This window comes from Rapidithrix thailandica, from assembly GCF_039710355.1.
Lineage (GTDB): Bacteria > Bacteroidota > Bacteroidia > Cytophagales > Flammeovirgaceae > Rapidithrix > Rapidithrix thailandica.
This window is the reverse complement of sequence record NZ_JBDKWZ010000003.1, coordinates 501,801-525,047: the sequence shown is the minus strand read 5'-3', so window position 1 is coordinate 525,047 and position 23,247 is coordinate 501,801. Positions and strand designations below refer to the sequence as shown.

18 protein-coding genes are annotated in these 23,247 nt (G+C 42.1%); 4 read left to right on the top strand and 14 right to left on the bottom strand.

Features of this window, described 5'->3' with window-relative positions; translation table 11 throughout:
• Positions 1-50: 50 nt before the first annotated feature.
• From AAG747_RS07690 to AAG747_RS07650, 9 genes are all read right to left on the bottom strand, one after another.
• Entirely contained in the window at positions 51-749 is a 699-nt protein-coding gene (locus tag AAG747_RS07690) for an ABC transporter ATP-binding protein (RefSeq protein ID WP_346820568.1), read from the bottom strand.
• Positions 750-894: 145 nt separating this feature from the next.
• Complete coding sequence (locus AAG747_RS07685) at positions 895-2,031, bottom strand: ABC transporter permease (protein WP_346820567.1); 1,137 nt, start codon at positions 2,029-2,031, stop codon at positions 895-897.
• A 65-nt stretch (positions 2,032-2,096) separates the two neighbouring features.
• Positions 2,097-2,843, bottom strand: a complete 747-nt coding sequence (locus AAG747_RS07680; RefSeq protein WP_346820566.1) for a HesA/MoeB/ThiF family protein — start codon at positions 2,841-2,843, stop codon at positions 2,097-2,099.
• 61 nt (positions 2,844-2,904) lie between these two features.
• Positions 2,905-3,183, bottom strand: coding sequence for a MoaD/ThiS family protein (locus tag AAG747_RS07675; protein ID WP_346820565.1), 279 nt, complete (start codon positions 3,181-3,183; stop codon positions 2,905-2,907).
• 120 nt (positions 3,184-3,303) lie between these two features.
• Positions 3,304-3,996 carry an ATP-binding cassette domain-containing protein gene (locus tag AAG747_RS07670; RefSeq protein WP_346820564.1) on the bottom strand — a complete coding sequence of 231 codons (693 nt, stop codon included), beginning with the start codon at positions 3,994-3,996 and terminating at the stop codon, positions 3,304-3,306.
• 102 nt (positions 3,997-4,098) lie between these two features.
• Complete coding sequence (locus AAG747_RS07665) at positions 4,099-4,989, bottom strand: ABC transporter permease (protein ID WP_346820563.1); 891 nt, start codon at positions 4,987-4,989, stop codon at positions 4,099-4,101.
• A complete protein-coding gene (gene modA / locus AAG747_RS07660) occupies positions 4,946-6,382 on the bottom strand; it encodes a molybdate ABC transporter substrate-binding protein (RefSeq protein ID WP_346820579.1) in 1,437 nt (478 codons plus the stop codon). Before modA ends, AAG747_RS07665 begins: the two co-directional genes overlap by 44 nt.
• Before the next feature lie 286 nt (positions 6,383-6,668).
• The gene (locus tag AAG747_RS07655; protein ID WP_346820562.1) at positions 6,669-7,280 is read right to left on the bottom strand and encodes a superoxide dismutase; all 612 of its coding nucleotides are present in this window, start codon (positions 7,278-7,280) and stop codon (positions 6,669-6,671) included.
• 177 nt (positions 7,281-7,457) lie between these two features.
• Positions 7,458-7,895 carry a nucleoside deaminase gene (locus tag AAG747_RS07650; protein WP_346820561.1) on the bottom strand — a complete coding sequence of 146 codons (438 nt, stop codon included), beginning with the start codon at positions 7,893-7,895 and terminating at the stop codon, positions 7,458-7,460.
• Between the two features lie 367 nt (positions 7,896-8,262).
• On the opposite strand from AAG747_RS07650, the gene AAG747_RS07645 reads away from it, so the two are divergent.
• The 3 genes from AAG747_RS07645 (at position 8,263) to AAG747_RS07635 (ending at position 10,194) form a co-directional block, all read left to right on the top strand.
• A complete protein-coding gene (locus tag AAG747_RS07645) occupies positions 8,263-8,877 on the top strand; it encodes an RNA polymerase sigma factor (protein ID WP_346820560.1) in 615 nt (204 codons plus the stop codon).
• Positions 8,843-9,082, top strand: coding sequence for a hypothetical protein (locus AAG747_RS07640; RefSeq protein ID WP_346820559.1), 240 nt, complete (start codon positions 8,843-8,845; stop codon positions 9,080-9,082). Before AAG747_RS07645 ends, AAG747_RS07640 begins: the two co-directional genes overlap by 35 nt.
• A gap of 350 nt (positions 9,083-9,432) precedes the next feature.
• Positions 9,433-10,194 (top strand): hypothetical protein, encoded by a 762-nt coding sequence (locus tag AAG747_RS07635; RefSeq protein ID WP_346820558.1) that lies wholly within the window; start codon positions 9,433-9,435, stop codon positions 10,192-10,194.
• Positions 10,195-10,318: 124 nt separating this feature from the next.
• On the opposite strand, the gene AAG747_RS07630 is transcribed toward AAG747_RS07635, so the two are convergent.
• The 4 genes from AAG747_RS07630 to rpmH all read right to left on the bottom strand — a co-directional run bounded on the left by AAG747_RS07630 (position 10,319) and on the right by rpmH (position 13,010).
• The gene (locus AAG747_RS07630) at positions 10,319-11,968 is read right to left on the bottom strand and encodes a S41 family peptidase (protein WP_346820557.1); all 1,650 of its coding nucleotides are present in this window, start codon (positions 11,966-11,968) and stop codon (positions 10,319-10,321) included.
• Positions 11,969-12,265: 297 nt separating this feature from the next.
• Positions 12,266-12,631, bottom strand: a complete 366-nt coding sequence (gene rnpA / locus AAG747_RS07625) for a ribonuclease P protein component (RefSeq protein ID WP_346820578.1) — start codon at positions 12,629-12,631, stop codon at positions 12,266-12,268.
• A 56-nt stretch (positions 12,632-12,687) separates the two neighbouring features.
• Positions 12,688-12,813 carry a hypothetical protein gene (locus AAG747_RS07620; protein WP_346820556.1) on the bottom strand — a complete coding sequence of 42 codons (126 nt, stop codon included), beginning with the start codon at positions 12,811-12,813 and terminating at the stop codon, positions 12,688-12,690.
• Between the two features lie 38 nt (positions 12,814-12,851).
• Complete coding sequence (gene rpmH, locus AAG747_RS07615) at positions 12,852-13,010, bottom strand: 50S ribosomal protein L34 (protein WP_346820555.1); 159 nt, start codon at positions 13,008-13,010, stop codon at positions 12,852-12,854.
• 246 nt (positions 13,011-13,256) lie between these two features.
• On the opposite strand from rpmH, the gene AAG747_RS07610 reads away from it, so the two are divergent.
• Positions 13,257-14,147, top strand: a complete 891-nt coding sequence (locus AAG747_RS07610; RefSeq protein WP_346820554.1) for a GIN domain-containing protein — start codon at positions 13,257-13,259, stop codon at positions 14,145-14,147.
• Between the two features lie 87 nt (positions 14,148-14,234).
• On the opposite strand, the gene AAG747_RS07605 is transcribed toward AAG747_RS07610, so the two are convergent.
• Positions 14,235-22,589, bottom strand: coding sequence for a malectin domain-containing carbohydrate-binding protein (locus AAG747_RS07605; RefSeq protein WP_346820553.1), 8,355 nt, complete (start codon positions 22,587-22,589; stop codon positions 14,235-14,237).
• Between the last annotated feature and the right edge of the window lie 658 nt (positions 22,590-23,247).

Here is a 23,247-nt window from a genome sequence, read left to right as displayed (position 1 = left end):
TTATTAGAAAAATCGTGTATTCAGGTAAAATCCAATGATTCATAGAGCTACTATTTTTTAACACTTCTTTCTATACTAATCCCAGTATTTCTCCGGTCTTCCGTAACTTTTCCATTTTTCAGGCGGATAATCCGTGTGGCCAGGGCATCGGCCTGGTCGCCATGGGTCACCATCACCACCGTTCCTCCTTGTTGGCTGTACCGGGCCAGGTAACGGACCACTTCTTGTCCGGTTTCGGGATCCAGGTTACCCGTAGGTTCGTCCGCCAGGATAAGTTTGGGTTGCTTGAGAATGGCCCGGGCCAGCGCAGTTCGCTGTTTTTCCCCGGCACTGAGTTCGGCCGGAGTATGGTTGAGCCGGTTTTGAATATTCAACTGTATCAGCAATTCCACCGCTTTGTCCCGGTTGATGGCCGGTTGTTGCTTTTTGCTTAAAAGTACATTTTCGAGGACGGTCAGGTACGGTAACAGATGAAACATTTGAAAAACAAAACCTATCTGTTCTCCCCGGAACCGGGCCCTTTCCTTTTCCGACAATTCATACAGATTTTGCCCGGCTACTTCTACCGAACCCCCACTGGGATGCAACATGCCTCCCAAAGCAAGCAAGAGGGTCGTTTTCCCACAGCCGCTGGGCCCTTTGATCAAGACAAACTCCCCAGCTCCGACCTCCAGGGAAATGGGTCCCAGGGCTTCCACCTTGTCTTTGCCCAGTGTATAGTTTTTTGTGATATGATGTAGTTTAATCATTTTCCATTACAAGTTTGAAGGATTGAGGGATGGAAGGACTGAAGGATGGAAGGCTGAGTGATCATAAATTTAAAATTCAATATTTTGAAAATTTTCCCTATTTCGTAAGATTCCTGATCCTTACAATCGACCCCTGCCCTGTACATTATTCTTCCCGCAATGTGACGGCCGGATCTTGGCTAATGGCTATAGTTGTGGGTAAAAAAGAAGCCAAACTGGCAAATACCGGAGCCCCAGCCAATGACCAGAACAGTAAGCTGTAAATCGGCTTGATTTTATTAGCTGTAAATTCGAAAATGTCCGGTCCGTACATCAGGGAAAATGCGCTACCGGCCGCAAAACCGATGATGGCTCCTATCAAACCGATGAGCACGGCTTTTCCCAAAAACAAACCGGCAATGTCCATCGTCCCGTAGCCCATGGCCCGCAAAATTCCGATTTCCTGTTTACGGTCGTTTACGTTGATCCAGGCCATCGCCCCGATCCAGACGGCACAGACTAACAAAACCACCGGTAAGATTTTGGCAAAGTATTGCTCCGTCATTACGCGTTGTTTTTCGCGGGCCGTGGCAATCGTACGGTTCATGGTCACTTTGGCTCCGGGCAAGGCCAAATGCAATTGTTCGCGTAGCTTGTCCAGGGGGTCTTTCCCCTCAATCAGGCACAAGCAATTAATCGCTTTGATCTCGTTAATCTGCCCTTCCATATTGACTAGCTTTTGCAATTCTCCCAATTCCAGATAAATGCGGATATCATCGCTGCTTCCGGTTTCGGCCAAGGTGCTTTGCACTTCGAATTTTTGACCAAACAACACGATGGAATCTCCTTTGTGCAAGCCTTCCCGTTGGGCCAGTTCATAGCCCAGGCTCACCGTGCCCGGATGCAACTGAAAAAGCATCGGGGCTTTTTTGGCTCCTGAGGGTTCCAGCTCGGGCGAAAGCCCTGTTAATATGACCTCTGCGTCTTGCCAGTTTATCCGCTTGTGTAAGGTGGCTGTGACGTGCGCATACAGGATATCTTTGTGTTGAGCCAGCTGGTTTACATACTCCTCAGGCATGGTTTCTTCCGAGAATCCCTTCAGCCAAAAGTCGTTCATATCGGTACCGGAAGGGATGATTCGCAAGTTAAATCCCATATCGCGGGTCAGACGCCTGGTCTCAAAAATAGAGGCGTTCGTCATCGTAAAAAAAGCCACAAACAATCCTATGGCCGTCATCATGGCCAAAAGGGAAAGGGAAAAGTTCAGCTTTCTGTGGAGAATTTCTTTGAAGATTAATCGCATAAATTTTCAGTAATTAGGGATTAGTTCGCTGGTATCCGATACCCATTCCGGCTACTGTTCTTTTTTTACTTCTCTTTTCCACATATTTTACACCCGGCAGCGCGCTCCAGGGAAATTCGCTCAAAGGTCATATCCCGTAAGTCCATGGTCAGTAAAGTATTGGTCAGTGGTTGGCCAATGCCGGTAATCAATTTGATGGCTTCCATCGCCCCCAGGCAAGCAACTGTACCGGACACGGCTCCGAATACCGGAAACTCCCTTTTCCAGGCCGGAGGCATTTCGGGATATAAACAGGAGAGACAGGCTGATTGCCCGGGAAGGATGGTCATGATCTGGGCTTCCAGCTCGTACATGGCGCAGTCTACCAAGGGTTTGTTTTGGGCTACGGCTTCCCTGTTCATTAAAAAACGTTCCTGAAACAAAGGCGCGGCATCCACAATCATATCGACTTGGCTAACCACTTCGGCCGCATTTTCTTCATTGATATTGGAATGGATCATTTCAATCTCCAAGCGGGGATTCAACTCCAATAACCGTCCCTTCGCAGATTCTACCCTGGGCTTTCCCAACCAATCGTCTGTCATCAATAATTGACGATTCAAATCGCTGGGTTTCACATTTCCTCCATGCGCCAGCACCAGCTTGCCCACACCGGCAGCCGCCAGTTCGTAGGCTACCACACTTCCCAGTCCGCCTACTCTCGATACCAGCACACTCGCTCCTTTTAATTTTTGTTGGCCTTCTTCCCCTACTCCGGGCACAGACATTTGCCATTCGTACACGGCTTTCTCTTTCTCCGTCAGTTGTATCATTTTATTTGTTGATTGCTTGTGTGAATAATTGTGTTAAAAAAAACAGGAAAATTACCTTCTCTCAACCTCCGGCAATGGGCGACATCAAGGTAATTTCATCATTTTCTTTCCATTCGGGAGAGGTGGCCGGACTGATACGATTGCCATTATAGGCAATTAACATCGAAGGGCGAAACTGTCCTTTTTCATCAAATAAAATAGTTCTGAACTTCTGGGAATGTTGTTCGGCTACGTTTGCCATAAGCTCTGTAATACTCTCGCCATTTTTCACTTCATATTCCTGGGCCGTTTTTCCTGCTTCACTTTTCAGCTGGGCCGTGTATTTGATTTTTATTTTCATATAAACAATGAGTTATTTTAAAATTATCAGTTATTCATCGCACTCAAGACACTTGAAAGTTAGTCAATAAAAGTTTAGTATATATAAACATTATAAAATTAATCCTTAAGAAACAGCCGCTTATCTCTCCTCTTTTGCCATAAAATGTTTTTCGATTTGTAAAAAGTCACTCAACGGGTGTGCTTGCAACTTTCCTTGATGAAGGTACAGCACCTTATCGGCCAGGTTGCGCACTTCGTCTAAGGCATGGGTAATGTGCAAAGCCGTAATTTGAATGTCTTTTCTGAGTCTGTAAATCAATTGATAAAGCTCTTGTTTCGTACTGTCGTCCAAGGCACTAAGGGGCTCATCCAGGCAGATGACCGAAGGGTAAAAACTCAATGCACGCCCAATAGCCACCCGTTGTTTTTCACCACCACTCAGCCCTTTAGGTTTCCGGTTTAGCAAGTGCGAAATATCCAGTAGTTCGGCCAATTCCTCGGCCCGGGTATCAATGGCTTTTTTAGACCATTTCCTGATTTTCAAGGCAAAGCCCATGTTTTCCCTGACGGTCATGGTTGTAAACAAAGCAGCGTCTTGTGGTACAAAGCCGATGCCCCTTTCGGCAGGTTTTAACTGAGTGATGTCTCGTTCATCCACTAAAATTTTTCCACCCTGTAAATTTCTTAAGCCACAAACCGCTTCCAGAATGGTGGTTTTACCGGATCCGGTTTTTCCCATCAGACAAGCATACTCACCCGTTTCAATGCGAAAATCCACCCCGGACAACCGAAAATCGCCTTGTTCTATTCGTAAATCAATGCATTGAATCATGAGAGTTCAGGGGTTAGGGATTAGGTTTTAGGGATTAGATATTGTGAATATTTTTTTAATTTAAAACAGTATTCGACCCTCAGTTTTTGGCAAACTTACTCTTTACCATACAGGTGTTTCCGCTTGCTCTTTTCCCAGCATTCTGACCAACATTAACACGGCAAATCCGGCTACAATCATTATCAAGGAGACGGCTACAGCAGCTTCAATATTCCCCACCGACATTTCTAAAAACACGGTTGTGGGCAACACTTCGGTACGCATCCGTGTGGCCCCTGAAAACAATAAGATCGGTCCGAATTCTCCCAAGGCCCTGGCCCAAGCCAAGGAAGCGGCCGTTAACATCCCTCGCTTTGCTTCGGGCAATACTACATGCCAAAATGCCTGGCTCCGGTTGCAACCCAGCGTAAGAGCTACTTCTTCCTGTCTTTTATCAATTTGGGCAAAGGTGACATACATAGTGCGGACAGCAAATGCACAAGCCACCATAAACTGCGCGAGAATGACGCTGGGAATGGCATAGGTAACCGAGATGTATTCCTCGATAAACTTACCGGGAGCGGTTTGGAATAAAATCAACAAACTCAATCCGATGACCAAAGGCGGCAAAATAATCGGGATATCCAAAATGGCATCCAGTAATTTTTTCCCCGGAAAGCGATAGCGGGCCATTAAATAGCCAAATGGCGTAGCCACCAATAAGGACAAGATCATGGTGATCGTACAGGAAAACAAACTCAGCTTGATCGCATACCGAATTTCTTCGCTTTTCAGGGCATTTAAAATATGGACCGGGGAAGTAAAAGTAAGATCCGCCAATACCATTCCCACAATCAAAATCACATAAGTACTGGCCATCACTCCCATGACCGCAAAAAATGGGAAATCGGATTTTACCCGGATGCTCGTTGTCTGTGTTTTCACAATTGCCCCTTGTTTAAACTGCCCATCAGTTTGCTTGTTGATATTCCCAGCCAAATCCGTTGTTTTCAAAATTAGCTTTGGAGGTTTGGCTGGTAATGGTTTGAAAGAGTCTTTGTGTCAGGTATTTATGTTTGGAATTTGTGCTTATCCCAAAATTTTGCACCGCCAGAGCACCCTCATTGCTCAAGGGGATGACCGTCAGTTGGTCTTTGACTTGCGAAGTATTGGCTTCGTACACAATGGCGGCTCCTAAAGCCCCTGTTTTGAGTTGATTTACCAACAGGTCTGCTGTAGGAGTTTGTACTTTTACATTCTTCATCACTCCCTCCAATAAGCCCATACCTTCGAGCATACGGGCCGTCAAAGCTCCCAGCGCGCTTTGTTGCGGATTACACACTCCTACCGAAATTCCTTCTTTGGTAAGGTCTTCCAGCGAATGAATTTGATGCGTATTTTCTTTATTGGTAAGAATGACGATCTTAGTATGAGAAACGTCCTGGATGTCTGTAAACCGGCTTTGTACATCGTCCATAAAAGAGCGGTCGCAAGAGAAATAAGCATCGGGATTTTGACCGGCTTTGATTTGGGAAACTAAAATACCACAACCGTTGTACACCCGGGTCACGTTCACACCTTCCCGCTTTTCAAATGCCTGAATGGTCTTTTCAATCGCAACTCTGTTCACCCCTCCGCTATAAAACAGGATTTCAGGTTGGTCTTCCCAAGTATCTCCTTCTACTGCCTGATACCCTAATTCTTCAAACACTTTTAAGCCTTTGTTTTTCGAAGCCATGTACCGGATAAAGTGAAGGGTTTGTGTCGGATTACTACTGCTTTTCAGTACGGCCACAGTGACTTTCTTCCGGTGAGCATCAAATTCGGGAACCGAGATTTGCTCAATTTCCGGGTATTGGTTAGCGGTAGCATCCCAGATAATCCCTGCATCTATGGCTCCCAATTTAATGTCATTGGCCACTTCGTTGACGGTCGGTTTAAGAACTTTTACGTTGGCATTAATCGCGTCCCAATCGCCAGTGCCTTGTAATATTTTTTTGGTTTGCCGGCCAACAGAGGCGGCATCCGGGTTAGCCAGAGCCGTTTTGATTTCCGGGTTTTTCAAATCGTTCAAACCTTGAATATTCTTCGGATTTCCCTTGGCTACGGCAATGACAGGACGCAAAAAAGCGACTGGTTGTACTTCCTCAATCAAATCGTATTCCCGGGCATTATCGATGTAACTCTGATCCGCTGCGAGATAGAGGTCGGCATTTCCTTTGGCAATACGAAGATTGGATAGCAAAGTGCCCGAGCCTCCATATTGAATGTTGACTGTAACGCCAAATTCTTGCTGGTAGGCCTTGGCTATTTTCTCCACTGCAGGTTTCATTCCGGCAGCACAGTAAAAAAAGAGATCTTTCTTTTCTCGATTCTCTTGACTGGGGGCACAAGCCGAAAAGCCCATAACAGTTATCAACAGCAAACATTGAAGCTGTGAATAAACAGTTCTGTTTAAGTTATGCATAATGAGTTAGTGTTATCGTACAAACAAATTTATATATTATATAAAGAAAGTAAAACCAACATTTTACAAGAAGGCTTCTTTATTTGTAAAATCACAGAAAATGTTTCACGAGTACACTAACAATCAAAAGGCTAAATGCATAGATGTTTTAGGGCTCCTTTCCCTCAAAAGAAAAAGGCTTCCATTAGATGAAAGCCTTTCTTTTAAAGATTTTATATAGGTAAGTTTATGCGATTGCAGCAGCATATCTTTTAGCTACTTCTTCCCAGTTAATTACATTCCAGAAAGCGGAAATATAATCAGGTCTTCTGTTTTGATAGTTCAAGTAATAAGCGTGTTCCCAAACATCCAAACCTAAGATAGGAGTACCGCTGCAACCAGCGCCATCCATTAAAGGATTGTCCTGATTAGGCGTAGAGCAAACTGTTAATTTCCCATTTTCCACACATAGCCAAGCCCATCCGGAACCAAAGCGGGTGGCGGCTGCATTGTTAAAGGTTTCTTTCAATTTATCCAATGATCCGAAAGCACTGTCAATAGCCGCAGCCAGATCACCAGAAGGAGCACCACCACCATTGGGACTTAAAACGGTCCAGAACAACGTATGGTTATAGTGACCTCCTCCATTATTTCTTACAGCTGCACCATGCTTAGTAATCGCCTCTTTTAATAGCTCTTCCAAAGAAAGATTTGCTAATTCAGTTCCTTCAATCGCTGCGTTTAGTTTACTCACATATCCTCCATGATGCTTAGTATGGTGGATTTCCATAGTTTTTGCATCGATATGCGGAGCTAAAGCATCATATGCATAAGTTAATTCAGGTAATTCGAAAGCCATTTTAATTGTGTTTAAAAGTTTAACTTTTTACTCAATTTCTATTTAAGTAGTATAAAATTAACAAATAAAAAAGACTCATGCCGCTTTAATTTGAGATAAATTACAACTCAAATTAAATATGGCAATCCTTTAGCTAAGTAGAATTTTATTTACACAAAAACAGAATCCTCAAAGATATTATTTCCTTAGTCTTTTAAAAAAAGACATCAACAATGCTTCACATTCTTGGTGCAATACCCCTCCTTTTATTTCCACTTTGGGAGGAATCAATTTGGGTGAAAATGACCGATACCCTCGTTTTTCATCCTCTGCACCATACACCACCCTTTCCACCTGTGCCCAATTGATGGCGGAAGCACACATAGGACAAGGCTCCAAAGTCACATACAAAGTACATTTTTGCAAATGGCGGGAATGGAGAAACGCGGAGGCACTGGTGATGGCCAACATTTCGGCATGAGCCGTTGCATCTTCCAATTGTTGGGTTTGATTATATCCCTTTCCTATAATTTGATCATTACAAACTACTACCGCACCCACAGGCACTTCATTTTCTTCATCCGCCAAGGCTGCCAGCATCAAAGCTCTTGACATATAGTATTGATCCGTATTCATCTTCAAAAAGTTATATTTTTTATAAGATGGAAACAAGGTGTGGTTACCAAGCGAAAACCATGGACAAACACAGCCTACAGTCCATTTATTATGTATTCTTTACCTTATCCTGTTTATCAAGGCTCATTATTCGATAAACAGCTTATATTCTTAGATTAACATTTGTTTGAAAATTTGCTTTGGCGTAGACTTTGCCATACATTTGTATAGTTACGTAATCCAAATTATTGATTTTCAAACTCATAGTCGACTTTTCATTTTTTACTGTTACTATTCATTATCACTTTAACTACCACTAGTCTATCAATATAGGCTTCATTCTACAATAGGAATTTTAATGTTTTCGTTAATTAAATGTAAACCAAATATGAGAAAGTATAAGATCAGTGACTGCGAACTTATAACCAAATACAAATCCGGTGATGAGAAGGCATTTGAAACGCTATTAATGCGTCACAAAAATAAGATTTATACAACTATATTTTTAATTGTCAAAGATGCCTATGTAGCAGAAGATTTACTACAAGATACATTTATCAAGGCTATCAAAACCATCAAGACAGGCAGGTATAACGAAGAAGGAAAATTTCTCCCTTGGATATCCAGAATTGCTCATAACATGGCAATTGATTATTTTAGAAAGCAAAAGCGGTATCCGACTATTGTGATGGAAGATGGTAGCAACGTTTTCAATACTTTAGAGTTTGCTGAAGAGGCAGTAGAGTCCCTACAAATCAAATCTGAGACTCATGCCCGACTCCGACAATTAATCCAAAAACTTCCCGAGGCTCAAAAGGAAGTGCTTATGATGAGACATTATATGCAAATGAGCTTTCAGGAAATTGCAGAAGTAACAGGTGTAAGTATTAATACTGCGTTAGGAAGAATGAGGTATGCGCTCATTAACCTGCGCAAACAAATGAATCAAAGTAACAGTAATTTTACCTATGACCACAAAAATCTCAGCAACAGAAATCCTTAAATATCTCTATAAAGAGGTGTCTGAGGAGGAAAAAAGAAAATTTGAAGAAAAGTTAAAAAACGATGCCCAATTTCAAGAAGAGTTTTACTCCTTTCTTCACCTTAAAAAAGAATTAGATGGCTTAGAGAAGGCTCCGAGCGAAAAGTCGATTCAAAAAATATTAGACTTTTCTAAGTCCTTTGATTTGAAAAAATCAATTAAATAAAAATAAAAGAGGTTTCTTTAAAGAAACCTCTTTTATTTTTTCTTCTGTTTTCCCTTTAAGAGTATGATTAAACCCTTTGGGCCAAAAACTCTCATTTCAGGAACCTCAGCATAGTATTTTCACTACCAAAGGGATGGCCTTCCGCAACGAATTTTAAATATGCTCTAATCACACCACAGCTCTCCGTCCATTTTTTTAATGCTCCCCTTAACATTTTTCTTTCCAACTAACTAAGAAATATGGTGTATAATACTCTTTCCTAACTATAATTTGTAAAAACACAATGTAAGAGATTTGAATCTTATATTTTTGCCCAAAAGGATTCCAGAGTGGAAATGAACTACACTACCATGAAAAGCTTGTTATTTTTTATATTGAGTTTTAGTATTGTGATGACAGGGTGTAACTACAATGATGATGAGGCACCCGTGGTAAAAAATCTAAAAATCAATGGCCAGGAGCAAGGCCTGATTAAATTAATCCTTCCTGACTCCCTAATCATTCAAGCAGAATTTTCAGATAATTCCTCTTTAGGCTCCTACAGGATTCACATTATGCCAGACCCTGCCGATCAATTCGAAATACCTTTTGGCAACCCTTCTTTATACAGATTAGACACGCTTATCAACATAGGAGGCCAAAAAGTAATTGCTCAACGTATTTTTTATCCAAGTGTGAGTAATGCAGCCAATGGTACTTACTCACTCTCAATGGAATTTGAAGATTTCAATGGCACACCTGGCCAATCACATCAATTTGATTTAACGATTGAAAACCCCGGCCCAAGAATTGAGATGTTTCAACCCCATTCAGACTCAGCAAACGCTTCCTTAAATACTCCTGTCATTTTCTCAGGTAAAACATATTCTCCCAAACATCTGATTGACTCGTTACAATTAACTCTGACGGATATTACCTCCAAAAGTGATGGAGGTATTAATTTAGGGGCTGTTGTCTTAGACACTATGTATAGAAATCTCTCCGAATCTATTTTCGAATTTACCGAAGCTTATCAACCTGATAGCATAGGCACCTATCAATTAGAATTAAAATCTTTTGATAATCAAAAACTCACTTCTATTTTCCAAAGCCATATTTTGATCTCTGAGTAGGCACCTACAAATCCTTTTTGGATCTTAAATGGCGAGTGAGGTAGCCATATAAAAAAGAACAGCCCTTCATTGAATCAATGAAGGGCTGTTCTTTTTTATAGTAAATCAAATATGAGCAAAAAAATTAATGCTTCGCCAGTATTTCTCCATAACGGTCGTTGTCATTTAATACTGCTACTGCAGTAAGCACATCATGATCATGATCAAAGGCAACCTCAATGCGTCCATTCTTTAAGTAATACCTCGAACAAATCTCTTTTTCCAACTCTCTCTTTATTTCTTTTTTGAAGTTATATAAGTCCGACTCTTTGTTGTGAAAAATCTTCTGTTTTAAGGCCTGAATTTCATTTTGAATATCATCATAATATTTTTCTGCCTTAGCACTGATTACAAGCTTATCATAAGACTTTTCCACTTCCGTGCGATAATCATACTCTTTGTCATTTAACCATTCGACAAACTCCTCAAATTCAGCATCTGTCAATGAAAAATCTTTTGCAGGGGGAATTTGCTCATGTTTAAATTTATATTCCGTTGCATAGTTAAAGATCAACCCTCTGTTCAACAGACTCATAGTGATGGTTGCATAATTCATAGGAGACACCCGAAGATCTGGAGACACCCCTCCTCCATCATAGACTGTTCGCCCATTTTGGGTTTTAAAAGCAACTCTCAAAGAATCCGGAATCTTTTCAGGGGATCCGTCTTTACTTTTATGGCTATAGTCAATCTCTTGAATGCATCTGCCACTTGGAATATAATATTTGGCAACGGTCACTTTCAGTTTAGAATTGTACGACAAGGAACGGGTTGCTTGTACCAGCCCCTTACCAAAAGAACGTCTACCTACTAACACTCCCCGGTCATAGTCTTGAATGACCCCAGAAACAATCTCAGCAGCCGATGCACTATGCCCGTTGATCAGTACTGCCAAAGGGATCTCTGTATCCACCGGGCTATTCAGTGCTTTATTGGTCCGGTTCCAATCTTTGATCTTACCTTTTGTACTTACAATTTCAAGGCCTTTTGGGAGAAAAACATTGGAAACATTGATTGCCTCAGACAAAAGGCCTCCGGGGTTACTTCTTAAGTCTAAAATAACTTTCTTTGCCCCTTGATCTTTTAATTTATTCAGGGCTGTAGCGACCTCTTTGCTTGCATTTCTTGTAAAATCCGTTAATTGAATTAAGCCAATATCTTCGGTTACCATTCCAAAATAAGGCACATTACTCAATTGAATCTTCTCTCTCTTCAAGTGAAAGGTCAACGGAGTGGTATGCCCGAACCTTCTTACGGTCAAATTTACTTCCGAACCTGATTGTCCTTTCAATAATTTACTTATATCATCAATATTCCTTCTCTCCACATCTACCTCATCAATTTTAATCAGCTCATCCCCTATTTCCAAGCCGGCACGATCAGCAGCAAACCCTTCGGATGCCATCAGTATCATGATTTTACTATTCCGGTTGCCAATCATAATCCCCACTCCTCCGTATTCCCCGGTAGTCATCGTACGATAATCTTCAATTTCATCCTCCGGAATGTAATCCGTATACGGGTCTAAGGTATTCAACATTGAATTGATCCCCGAATTCATCAAGTCCGTAGGGTTTACATCATCAACATAAAACTTATTTACCTCTTGGTACAAAGTCACAAAGATGTCAATATTTTTAGCTATTTCGAAGTATTTATCATGAGGGCTAAATGCTACCAGAGAACTGATAAGAGTAAATACCACTACACCAAGGCTTAATTTTTTAAATTTCATAGGGAAATAGTATTATGCTTTTGATTAACTATCATGATGCTTTTACAAAAAAGGACGGGATTTGGTTCACAGGCTTTATTGAAGGATTGCAAAAAAATCGTCCAATTTAATTAGCTGCGCCCTTCGTATGGGAAACACAATGGGAGCCAAGTAAATACTAACCTTAAAGCTAGTTAATCCGGTTTTTTTCTTTCAAAAAACCTCTCCTAAATTTAGGAATATCTAGCAAAAACATAACAAACTTCGCTCCTAAAAATTTATTTAGGCCCTTTGTAGGCTTTCCCACTGCGAAGATTACTACTTTTTCCCGATCTTTTGCAGTACAGCCGTCAGCTTTTTTTCCAAGAAATGAAAATCAGAGATTTCCTTGCCCACATAGATAATGGCTAGGCGGTCAGGATTGGTGTCAGAGGTAAATATAGCGGATTTGTGTAATCGATAAGCTTCACGTATCCTTCGCTTAAGCTTATTGCGGTGCACTGCTTTTGAAAATCTTCTTTTAGGCACCGAAATTAACACCCTGGGGTACTTTTCAGTTGAGGTTTCGGGAAAAGTGTACAGGATTTTGAAAGGAAATAAAAAAACAGAGGAGCTTTTAGTAAAAAGCTCCTGGATTGATTTCTTACCTGTCAGGCGTTCACTCTTAGGAAAGGTTTGATCCAAGGACTCTTTCAAAATACTATCTGATAAATAATAATATGAACAAGCCCGAACCGGATTTATTGATCAGCCTTTTTTCTACGCTCGTATCTACCTACAACAGTGTCAGCTTTTCTTAACTGCTCCCGGTTGTATTTCAGGTCTTCTTTTTTCTTTACGATTTTTTTTGCGATCCTAGTTTTCATCCTTCCGTATTGTTTAAGGAGTTTTTATCAAAAACAGATTAAGCTTTGTGTTTTCTTTCGTTAGAAACACTCAATTTTTTTCTACCTTTTGCTCTTCTTTTCGCAATAACCAAACGGCCACCTACGCTTTGCATTCTTGAACGGAAACCGTGTTTGTTCTTTCTTTTTCTATTAGATGGTTGGTATGTCCTTTTCATTTGTCCTCAAATTCAAAGTTATAAATTAGGCCTGCAAAACTAACAAACAATTCAGTAATCCACAAACCTGTTGAAAATTAATTAAGTAGCAAATTCAAAATAATCCTTCCAAATCACTGTCTACGTTCTTTGGTTCTGAATTCGGAAAAGCATTTTTTTAAAATATTCCAACCAAATCCGGTAACATTCCGTCAGAGATAAGGCAAGTAATTTGTACAAAGTAAGTGAAACTAATTTTTTGATATTATGCGAAACTTTCAAAGTAAACTTCTTCTATTATTCGTAGGTGCATTTTTGGCCTTTTCATGTGATAAAGACGATGATTTTGAGGGAGATTATAAAGATTTCTTTTCTGTAGAAGATTTCGACAAAGTGAGGATTAGTACCAATGCCAAACTGATTCTCTTTGAAGAAGACGAGGATGACTCTCATGAAATCAAAGTCACAGCAAATGCATATTTACATGACTTGCTTGAGTTAAAAGTGAGTGATAATACCTTGCATATTCATGGCAAAGATTACATTAAACCTTCTGACAGCCTGGTAATTTACCTGCCCACTGATGATGATCTGACAATTGTGGTAGAAGCAGATGCACAGGTGCTTTTAGAACAAGAAAACGGTGACTGGCTGGACGACTTGGCTTTACTTACTCAAGGGGATAGTAGACTGACAGCCTCCGGACTCCAGGTAGAAGATATTGAAACTACCTTAAAAGGAAGTAGTCAGGTTTGGCTGTCTTCTCTTATCCGTACCGAAGAGAAAGAATTTTTAATTTTAGAAGAAGACGATGTAGAGGTGGTGTATGAAAACGCGTTGATCCTGGATGACTCCCAATTGCTAATTGGTCAATCTATTGTCAATGTAGAGAATGGACTAAAAATCATAGGACCTGTTAAAATTTATCACTTAACCGATGAATTCAGCTCCAAAAATTCCGGAGACACGCGTTTGTATAGCTTTGACCTCCCTACTGATGATATTAAAATCATCAACGAAGGTTCCGCAGAGGCAGAAGTTTCTCCTGTTAAACAACTTAAAGTAACGGGTTCTGGTGCCTCTGTACTTCACTATAATTTACAACCTGATTTGGATTTGGATTTATCAGGGTCAGCCGTTGTAGAACCTGCCAAATAGTTAATGAAAATCATAAAAAAAGCTGGTAGCAGGATGATCCTGCTCCAGCTTGGTACTTTAACTTTACCAATTATATAAACGCTAAAATCATTTAATAGAAATTTTCCGGACAATCTGTTTGTCACCTATTTTGATTACAGCCACAAACAAGCCTCTGTTATAATTTGCTAAGTTGATCTGTAAAGAGTCTTTCTTCAAATGCTCTTCGACATATACTCTTTGCCCTACACTATTAAAGATGTTAATGGATTTTGGTAAATCCTCAGGATCATAAATATCAATTGTAACAACATCCGGAGAAGGGTTCGGATAAACGTCCACCTCCGCTTTTTCTTCCAGCACTTTGGTACTGCTTATAGTACTTGCCAATTTTGCTGAAGAACTATTGATTGGGAGAATCTCAATGGCAGAAATCTTCGCTTTATTAGCTTCCGTTACCAAGGTAATGTTGATTTTGCCATCTCCATTCGAGTCAGTGATTCCTGTAAAGGTTTCCACTACGGCAGTCGGAGGACTCACCACAACATTGATATCATAATTATCAATCAATACCTGTCCATTTTCAATATTGATATCAAACACCCGGTTTCCAGTACCTCCCGGCCCATTTACTCCCCAATACAATTCGACAAAATGTAAATTGACGGTGTACTCACTGGCCGCTTCCACAGGCAAATCATAAGTTAAAGAGCCGGCCCCCCCATCGTTTCGTTCGGTTTGGTACAAAGCATCGTCATTGGTCCCTTCAATGGCTATTTGTTTTTCAAAAGCCGTTCCCATCTGCAATAGATCTTCTGACCATTGTTTTCCATCGTTGGTTTGCAAATCGGGACCTCCGGCATTGATTCGAACAGGCGTTCCTTGCCCTTGTGGAGTTACCGTAATTTGGAATATTTCCATGGTCGACCCGTCCACATCGGATGCCTGAACAGATACATCCAATACACGCCCCGCATCTCCTACTACCGGAGTATATTGGAAAGACCCGGAGCCATTTCCATTATCATTAAAACTATATTCACTGGTAGAAACCGGAGAGCCGTTTTCCGTAACTTGCACGCTCAAACTAATCGCATCTCCTTCATTATCACTGGCAGACACAGGCACCGTGAGTGTTTCCCCTTCTGACACCTGTTGATCGCTTATTGCTGAGATTTGCGGAGGCAAACCGACTGTGCTTCCTTGAGGAACAATTTCAATGGCGGAAATTTTTGCTTTATTGGCTTCCGTTACCAACAAAATTTTGATTTTACCATCTGCATTATTGTCCGTAATCCCTGAGAAGGTTTTTACTGTGGCAGTAGCTGGCCCTACATCAGCATTGATATCGTAATTATCAACAAAAGCTTGACCGTTTTCGATATTGATATCAAACACTCGTTTACCCGGACCTCCAGGACCACCTCCAGGCGCTCCCCACCATAACTCTGCAAAATGTAGGTTGACGGTATAAGAGCTATAAGGCGGCACAGGAATTTCATACAGTAAAAAGCCTACACCTCCGTCATTTCGTTCAGATTGATACAAGGCATCGTCATTGGTTCCTGCAATTGCTATAACACGGGTGGGATTGTACTTATCTCCATCCGGATGTGTATCCGCACTCCAGGTTTTACCATCGCTGGTTTGTAATTGAGATCCTCCGGCATTAATGCGAATTGCAGCTACTGTATTTTCATCCAATACGGTAATGGTAAAAGACTCCGTAGAAGTCCCATCATTGTCTGTCGCACTAACGACAGCATCAACTATTTTTCCGGCATCTCCTGTGGAGGTAAAGAACTGCAGTTCTCCCGTGCCATTGCCAAAGTCTGTAAAGGAATACATAGAGGGAGAGACGGGGGAGCCGTTTTCAGTGATCTGAACATCCAAACTAATCGCATCCCCGTTGCCATCCATAGCACTGACCGGAACCGTAAGAGTTTGCCCTCCAAGCACCTCTTTATCTGGAATAGCAGCTAGCTGAGGGGGGGCTTGGGGCAAATCTCCCACCGGTAGTACTTCAATCGCAGAGATCTTCGGGTTGTTGACCGAGGCAGTTGCCGAAAGGCTCACCGTTCCATCCAAAATATCTACGGTAAAGGTCTTGCTAACGGCAGTGGCAGGTCCTACATCACTGACGATATCGTAGTTATCCAGCACTATATTCCCCTCCAACAAAATGTCAAATACTCTTTCGCCTTGACCACCTTGTGTTTTGACACCCCAATACAACTCGGCAAAGTGCAATACCACTTGATAAGAGCCATTGCTCACAGGTATTTCATATTGAAAATCTCCCCAACGTTCGGTTTGGTATACCGGTTGCATTGCCGAAGAGCTATTTTGAATAAACTCCTCACTGGAATAAGCACTTCCACCTGTAAAATAGGTATCACTAATATATTCTCCTATATTGGTCACAACCGTTCCTCCTCCGGCATTAATCCGTATAGCTTGCTCATTTCCTTCCGGCACCACTACTACAAGAAAGCTCTCCATAGTAGTTCCGTCATTATCCGTTGCACTGATGGTCACTTCAAACTCTCTCCCGGCATCTCCCAAAGCCGTAGGCAATTGAAATTCTCCTGTACCATTTCCATTATCACTATATGAATACAAGGAGGATGAAATTGGTGTTCCGTTTTCTTTTACCAATGCACTTAAACTGATGGGATCATTTTCATTGTCGGTAGCAGTGATAGGTACAAGTAGGGTATCTCCTTCAATGATTTGTTGATCGTTGATGACCGTAATTTGAGGAGGAAACTCCGTTCCGGAAGTAGCCGGAACAATTTCGATGGCAGAAATCTTGGGATTATTTGCCGAAGCTATTCCATAAAGGCTTACAGCACCATCTGTGATATTCACAGTAAATTCTTTGCTGACAGCTGTGGCGGGTCCTACATCACTGACGATATCGTAATCACTCAACACCATACTACCTTCAAGGAATATATCGAACACCCGTTCGCCCTGTCCTCCTTGTGTATTCACTCCCCAATACAATTCGGCAAAATGTAAAATCACACTATACGCTCCATTCGCTACAGGGATTTCGTATTGAAAATCTCCCCAACGCTCGGTTTGATACAAGTCCTGCATAGCCACAGTACTATTTTGAATCTCAATACTACTAGAATAGCTTGTTCCATCGGTAAAATACGTATCACTGATAAAATTACCCCTGGCGGTCTGTATGGCATTGCCTCCGGCATTGATTTGTAAAGCATCCGGATGGGCAGCTGTGAACATCACTTCGTCAAAATAGCCCGCACTGGTGTGGTCGGCATTCATCAATCCCAACCGCGCCCGGTAGATTTGTCCGTGTTTTAAGTCCGTAAATGGAATGGGATTCAAGTCCATATGCATACCGGTCTGCATACTGGTTACCTGTCCGTTCGGTTCCAATTCTTCAAATACCCAGCTGACATGACTGGAATCCTGGCCTACATACCAGTTACTTACGTTAAAGGCCACATCCACACTTAACCCTACTGAACTCTCATTAGTAGGGGAGGTAATTGTAATAGAAGGTTGGTTAGGATCATTGCCTTCTACCTGAACCCATATTTTGGCCGTATCGTAACCTGTGGCAAATGCCTTCAGTTCAAAACTATTTGTACCGGCTGCCAACAGGCTTTCGTCAACCACTAGTTGTACCTCGGCTCCATAGGTCCCTGTCTGGGTATGAGGAACATTAATGGTAAGCCAAGAAGGTAAACTACTCAAATTCAAATTAAAGGCAGTTTCTCCCGTATAAGTCCACAGAAGTAAATTCTTGACAATCGTACCATTAGTAGCCTCGGTATAGCTACTACTGATTTGCTGAGGCCAGAATCCCATCTTAGTACTTCGGGCACGGGTGACTTCGGTAAAATAAGTATCCTTCACCTTGATAGCTCCTCCCCCTTCTGTCACGATAAGAGTATCACCAATCACTTTGGAAGCCGGGTTAAGTCGGGATACGGGTACATTTCCTATATTCTTCCAAGTGTTGGTTTCCGGGGTGTATTCCCAGATATCATCAATTCCCGACCAATCTCCGGTAGTTTTCCCCGATACCACCACTATTTTTCCATCCAATACAAAAGTGCTGCTTTCGTGGTGTGAAATGCCCAAAGGCAAAGAAGCTGCCTGAGACCAAGTATTGGTATAAGGATCGAATATATCCACCCGGCTTTGATCTTGCCAAGGTTGGGGTACATCATCATGCCCAATGGCACCTCCTATTCCATAAATTTTCCCTCCTAAGGCTACTGTAGCCATATGGTTCCGGGCCACAGGAATGGCCAGAGCCACTTGCCAGCCCGCTTGTTGGTTATCCAGGTCCAATACATAATGATCATTGACTTCTACATTACTGGTTCCGTGCCGTACCCCTTTGAGTCCGCTGATGCCATGTAATTTTCTCCCGATACGCACCAAGGCTACCGATCCCAAAGCTTTCGGATAGGCTGGTCCTTCACGCCAAGTATTGGTATTGGGGTTATAAATTTGAACTTTGTTCACTCCGGCCCCCCAGTTGGACTCTTTAAACCCACAAACAATCCATATTTCTCCATCAATCAAGGAGGCCATGGCATGGTGTACCGGAGTGGGCATTTGTGCCTTTACCATCCACTGATTCCCCTGAGGAGCCCGGGGGTCCAATGCATCTGTACTGACGACAACCGGCTGGCCGGTACTGACCTGATCCAAACCTCCGAACACATACAATTTGTTCTGATAGACCGCATTGGGAACATCTACCCGGTGATGCTCGGCCTCGTCTTGCTCAGTCCAAGTGCCAATAGCCAACTCCTGTACTACTTCAAATTGTACAATGTCATATTCCCCGGTACTGGTATTGTCGGAGTTCATCAAATCCAACCGGAGTGTATGCGACCCGTTACCAACGTTGGAAAAGCTAATCGGATTTTCAGAAGTATGTTGCCCTGTTAGGGCTCCGTTGTCCAACGACCAACTGATATAACCGTCAGCCGGAATGGAAAAGCTATGAGCGGTAAAGGCCACCTCAAAACTTCCGTTGACTACAGCCCCTTCTAACGGATCATCAATCACAATGGAAGTAGGCAGTTGGTCTACCACAGTGATTTGGACGTCATCGTAAATGCCGGTACCTGTATGATTGGAATTATACAGTTCCAGGCGAATGGTATGATCCCCTAATTCCAGGTTGTTAAACGTAATTGGCTCCGTATTGTAAACACCTCCCATATTTAACCCATCAATGATCCAATGGAAATGTGTTCCACCCGATTTCACTTCCCAATTTTCAATTTGATACACCAAGTCAAAGGGTTGTAACACCATACTGCCGTCTTCCGGAGCAAGGATAGTGACCGAAGGCGGATCGCTTAGACTTTCATCTCCATAAATTTCAATAGCTGAGATTTTGGCATTGTTGACAATACTGATGAAGTCAATGGTCATAAATCCATCATTCACTTGAATATTGTCAAACGTTTTTGCCAAGGCTGTTGCCGGAGCGACTTCTGTCAAGATATCAAAATTATACAAAGAGGCTTGATTGTTTTCGATATTGACATTAAACACCCTGGAACCTGCTCCTTCGTTATTTTGTACGCCCCAATACAATTCGGAAAAGTGTAAAACCAACCGGTATGTCCCATTCATGGGCACCGGAATATTATAAGTAAAATCTCCCCATCGTTCCGTCTGATACAGTTCATCTTTTGAGGTACCTGCAATATTCAAATTATAATTTTGAAAGGTATTTTCGCTTCCGGTATTGTATTGGTCTATTTCCCAATCTTCACCACTATAACTTACAGCCAGCCCTCCGGTATTCACCCTCACTAATGGCGCCAAAGCTTTGTTGTACACAAAAGAAGCCTGGGTATTGACAGGAATCGTATTACCTACCAAATCTTTAATATTGTTTACCGTAACAGTATAACTCGCACCGTCTGTCATGGCACTGGTAGTCAAGGAAACCGTTTTACCATCTGGCTGCAATACCGCTGAGGAAATACTCAGTCCGTTATTAATCGCATAATTATTCACATTTTGTGCAGTGGCCTGTTGTACAGGCTCCCAAAAAATCACCTGTACTTCCGTTTTGCTTTCTCCTCGCACTTCCGTGATGCCAGGTTGGATATCATCTACCGACTCACCCACACCTTGGAATTCGGCAAAGTTGATATCAAAAATATTCGCACTCACCGATGCATTTTTAAATACAAAGTACAAATCGTGTTTTCCTCCCGGGTCTGTCACGGAGGTAGTAATATATTGCCAGGCATCCGTACTCCCCGTATTGGGTACATTGGCCGAACCCAAAAGGGTACCTGTCGGACTGTCGGCCCGCAACTCCACAATCCCACCGTTATAAACCGAGGCTACCCGGTATTTGACAGAAGATATATTATGCAGATTTCTCCCTTCAAATTTTACATAAGCGCCATTGGAAACCCGGATGGATTTCAGGCCTCCTAACCAGGGGTCCGTATTATTGATCAAGGACACACCACTCTGTTCATCGTAAAACTCCATTTCCTGCCGCTTGGGATAAACAGTCACCTGTCCATAGGCAGTAAGTCCTCCCTGATCCGTATAATTGACATAAAAGACAAAATATAAATCATCATCACCATCCACATCATGATCACCGGAAGCCACTACATAATCTCCTTCACAGGTATTTTCCGTATTATCATCATGAGTATGGTCCAAATGCCCCAGTGAAGGAATAATATTTACCTCATTACAGCTAATTCCGCCTCCACTAGTCGACCCATCTTCTGGGTCAGTGACCACCACTTTGTAATTGATGCGTTCATTCCAGGCAAAAAACCCACCATCCGCAGGATAGTCAAAATCAAATTCGGCAAAATTATTTCCGGCATGAATGGTCAACAGCTTGACACTTTCCCCTCCGTCAGCATCTTTCACTTTGAGTTTGGCATTGTAATCCCCCGGCAGTAGATATATATGACTGGCATTTGCTGTAGTGGCATCTACGATCCCATCCGATTCAAAATCCCATTCATAGGTCAATTCATTTAACGGACCATCCGGATCGTAACTGCCGGCACTGGAAAAATTCACCGTCAAAGGAATGGATCCGGCCACTTTATCCGCACTGATTTTGGCTACCGGGGACAAATTGGAATTCACGCCTACATAGTCCAGCCGTACCAATACACCCGTACCTGAATTATGGTCGCAACAACCGGTTCCGTATTCCAATATATACATATGATCATCCGGCCCGATTTTCATCCGGATAAACCCTTGTCCAAAGATTTTTGTGGGATTCCACAGATCATTGGAAATGATGTTCCCGTCATTATCCATTTTCACTACATAGGCGGTACTCACCTTTTGCCCACTATGCCAATGGGTATTAAAGTCAAAATAGAAAAATGCCCCGTCAAATTCGATCGGCAGTTTTTTATCGTCCACTACTTCCGGATCGTAGTAATAGCGCTGGCCTACCATATGGCATTCACTGGGAATCTCAATCCAAGCCGGTTGGGCGGCTGGCAATTCCGTAGCTCCGGTATTCCATTGCGAGTGGTTTTTGGGAGCATTGGCATCGTACCATTTATTTTCATAGGGATTCCAATAAGGTTGGTTTTTTCCGGCCAAATACGGCCAGCCCATGTTTCCCGTTTGTTTCATCAGGTTGATTTCATCATAGCCCAAGGGGCCTTGTTGAGGATCCGGTCCGGCCGCATCCGGGCCTACTTCTCCCCAATACAACCAGCCGGTTTGGGCATCCGAATGCAATGTATAAGGATTTCTAACTCCCATGGCATAAATTTCCGCCCGGCCTCCTTGTCCGTTGGGAAAGAGGTTTCCGGCCGGAATGGAATAGCTTCCATCCGATTCCGGTTTGATCCGCAGGATCTTTCCCCGTAAGTCCATCGTATTGGAAGAAGTGCGTTCCGCACTGTACAAGCTGTCCGTTTCATTGATTGTAGCGTATTCGGTATGATTGGTGTTATCTCCGGTGGCGATGTACAAATTGCCATCCATATCAAATTCAATATCTCCCGCAGCATGGCAACAACTGACCCGCTGTACCCCCCATTCTAACAACACGACCTCCGAATTCATATCAAAAAAATCCCCCTGCATGGTAAAGCGGGAAACCCGGTTGACCGACTTATTTAAAGGAGAATAATGGACAAATACATGCTGATTGCTTTGAAAATCAGGATGGGGTTCAATCCCAATCAACCCGTCTTCCAATTCGTGAAATACGGGGATTTGAGCAGCGGATACAGTGGTCTGCAAATCCGGTTTGTAAAGGATTACTTCCCCGAAGCGGTCTAGTAACAATACCCGCCCATCGGGCAGAAAGGTAAAATCCACGGCATTTTTCAGACCTGTGACTACGTCTACTTTTTGAAATTGATCAGGAATAGATTGGGCAAAACCTACTATTATTGAGAGCAAACTACATAACAGGGATAGAGTAATTTTTTTCATGGTAAAGCCGAAATTATAATAGCGTTGTAATACATAAGCCTGTAAAGAATTGATAGTTCGAATGACGTTTTTAAGACTTGGCAAATCTTATGGCAGGAGCAACCCCACAAGTACTATGAAAGCGATAAGTACAAGCAATTGATACTTCTCAATACGTTGATTTAGGTTGTAATTAGAATGCTATTGCATGTAACCTTTTTTCCCGGCAGACTCCAACTTAATAATGGGCCGGACCGCAAAAAAGGGTAGGGTATGAGGTAGTAATGGGTTCTCCACTTGGATTTGGTGGCTTAACAAAGTTGATGTTACATTGCTTATAGTTCTAGCCTTTCCATCCTCAGTCAAAATTTATTTGACCGATTTAGCATGTTCAACCAAACAATATAGTGGAGCATTTGTAGTCGGTGATTTTAAAGAAGACTATACCTTACAAAGGTAATCACTCTTGCAGACTTAAACCAATTATTAACATTTATTACCTAGTGATTTTCCATCTGATTATCAAATATTTACATTTCAAAACACTTCACAAAAGCATAAAAAAAGAACCTCTCGAAAACCCATAAAAACAACAGTTGTGCATACAATCAGAATAAAGATCTTGCTGCACTGTAATCTAGTCTGTTATAAAATGTACATTGTTATCCGAAAGTAAAAA

Coding starts and splice junctions, on each gene's coding strand:
- AAG747_RS07605 (WP_346820553.1), bottom strand. CDS start 22,589: ATGAAAAAAATTACTCTATCCCTGTTATGTAGTTTGCTCTCAATAATA.
- AAG747_RS07645 (WP_346820560.1), top strand. CDS start 8,263: ATGAGAAAGTATAAGATCAGTGACTGCGAACTTATAACCAAATACAAA.
- modA (WP_346820579.1), bottom strand. CDS start 6,382: ATGGGCTTTTCGGCTTGTGCCCCCAGTCAAGAGAATCGAGAAAAGAAA.
- AAG747_RS07690 (WP_346820568.1), bottom strand. CDS start 749: ATGATTAAACTACATCATATCACAAAAAACTATACACTGGGCAAAGAC.
- AAG747_RS07685 (WP_346820567.1), bottom strand. CDS start 2,031: ATGCGATTAATCTTCAAAGAAATTCTCCACAGAAAGCTGAACTTTTCC.
- rpmH (WP_346820555.1), bottom strand. CDS start 13,010: ATGAAAAGGACATACCAACCATCTAATAGAAAAAGAAAGAACAAACAC.
- AAG747_RS07675 (WP_346820565.1), bottom strand. CDS start 3,183: ATGAAAATAAAAATCAAATACACGGCCCAGCTGAAAAGTGAAGCAGGA.
- AAG747_RS07620 (WP_346820556.1), bottom strand. CDS start 12,813: ATGAAAACTAGGATCGCAAAAAAAATCGTAAAGAAAAAAGAAGACCTG.
- AAG747_RS07610 (WP_346820554.1), top strand. CDS start 13,257: ATGCGAAACTTTCAAAGTAAACTTCTTCTATTATTCGTAGGTGCATTT.
- AAG747_RS07640 (WP_346820559.1), top strand. CDS start 8,843: ATGACCACAAAAATCTCAGCAACAGAAATCCTTAAATATCTCTATAAA.
- AAG747_RS07635 (WP_346820558.1), top strand. CDS start 9,433: ATGAAAAGCTTGTTATTTTTTATATTGAGTTTTAGTATTGTGATGACA.
- AAG747_RS07650 (WP_346820561.1), bottom strand. CDS start 7,895: ATGAATACGGATCAATACTATATGTCAAGAGCTTTGATGCTGGCAGCC.
- AAG747_RS07655 (WP_346820562.1), bottom strand. CDS start 7,280: ATGGCTTTCGAATTACCTGAATTAACTTATGCATATGATGCTTTAGCT.
- AAG747_RS07680 (WP_346820566.1), bottom strand. CDS start 2,843: ATGATACAACTGACGGAGAAAGAGAAAGCCGTGTACGAATGGCAAATG.
- AAG747_RS07630 (WP_346820557.1), bottom strand. CDS start 11,968: ATGAAATTTAAAAAATTAAGCCTTGGTGTAGTGGTATTTACTCTTATC.
- AAG747_RS07670 (WP_346820564.1), bottom strand. CDS start 3,996: ATGATTCAATGCATTGATTTACGAATAGAACAAGGCGATTTTCGGTTG.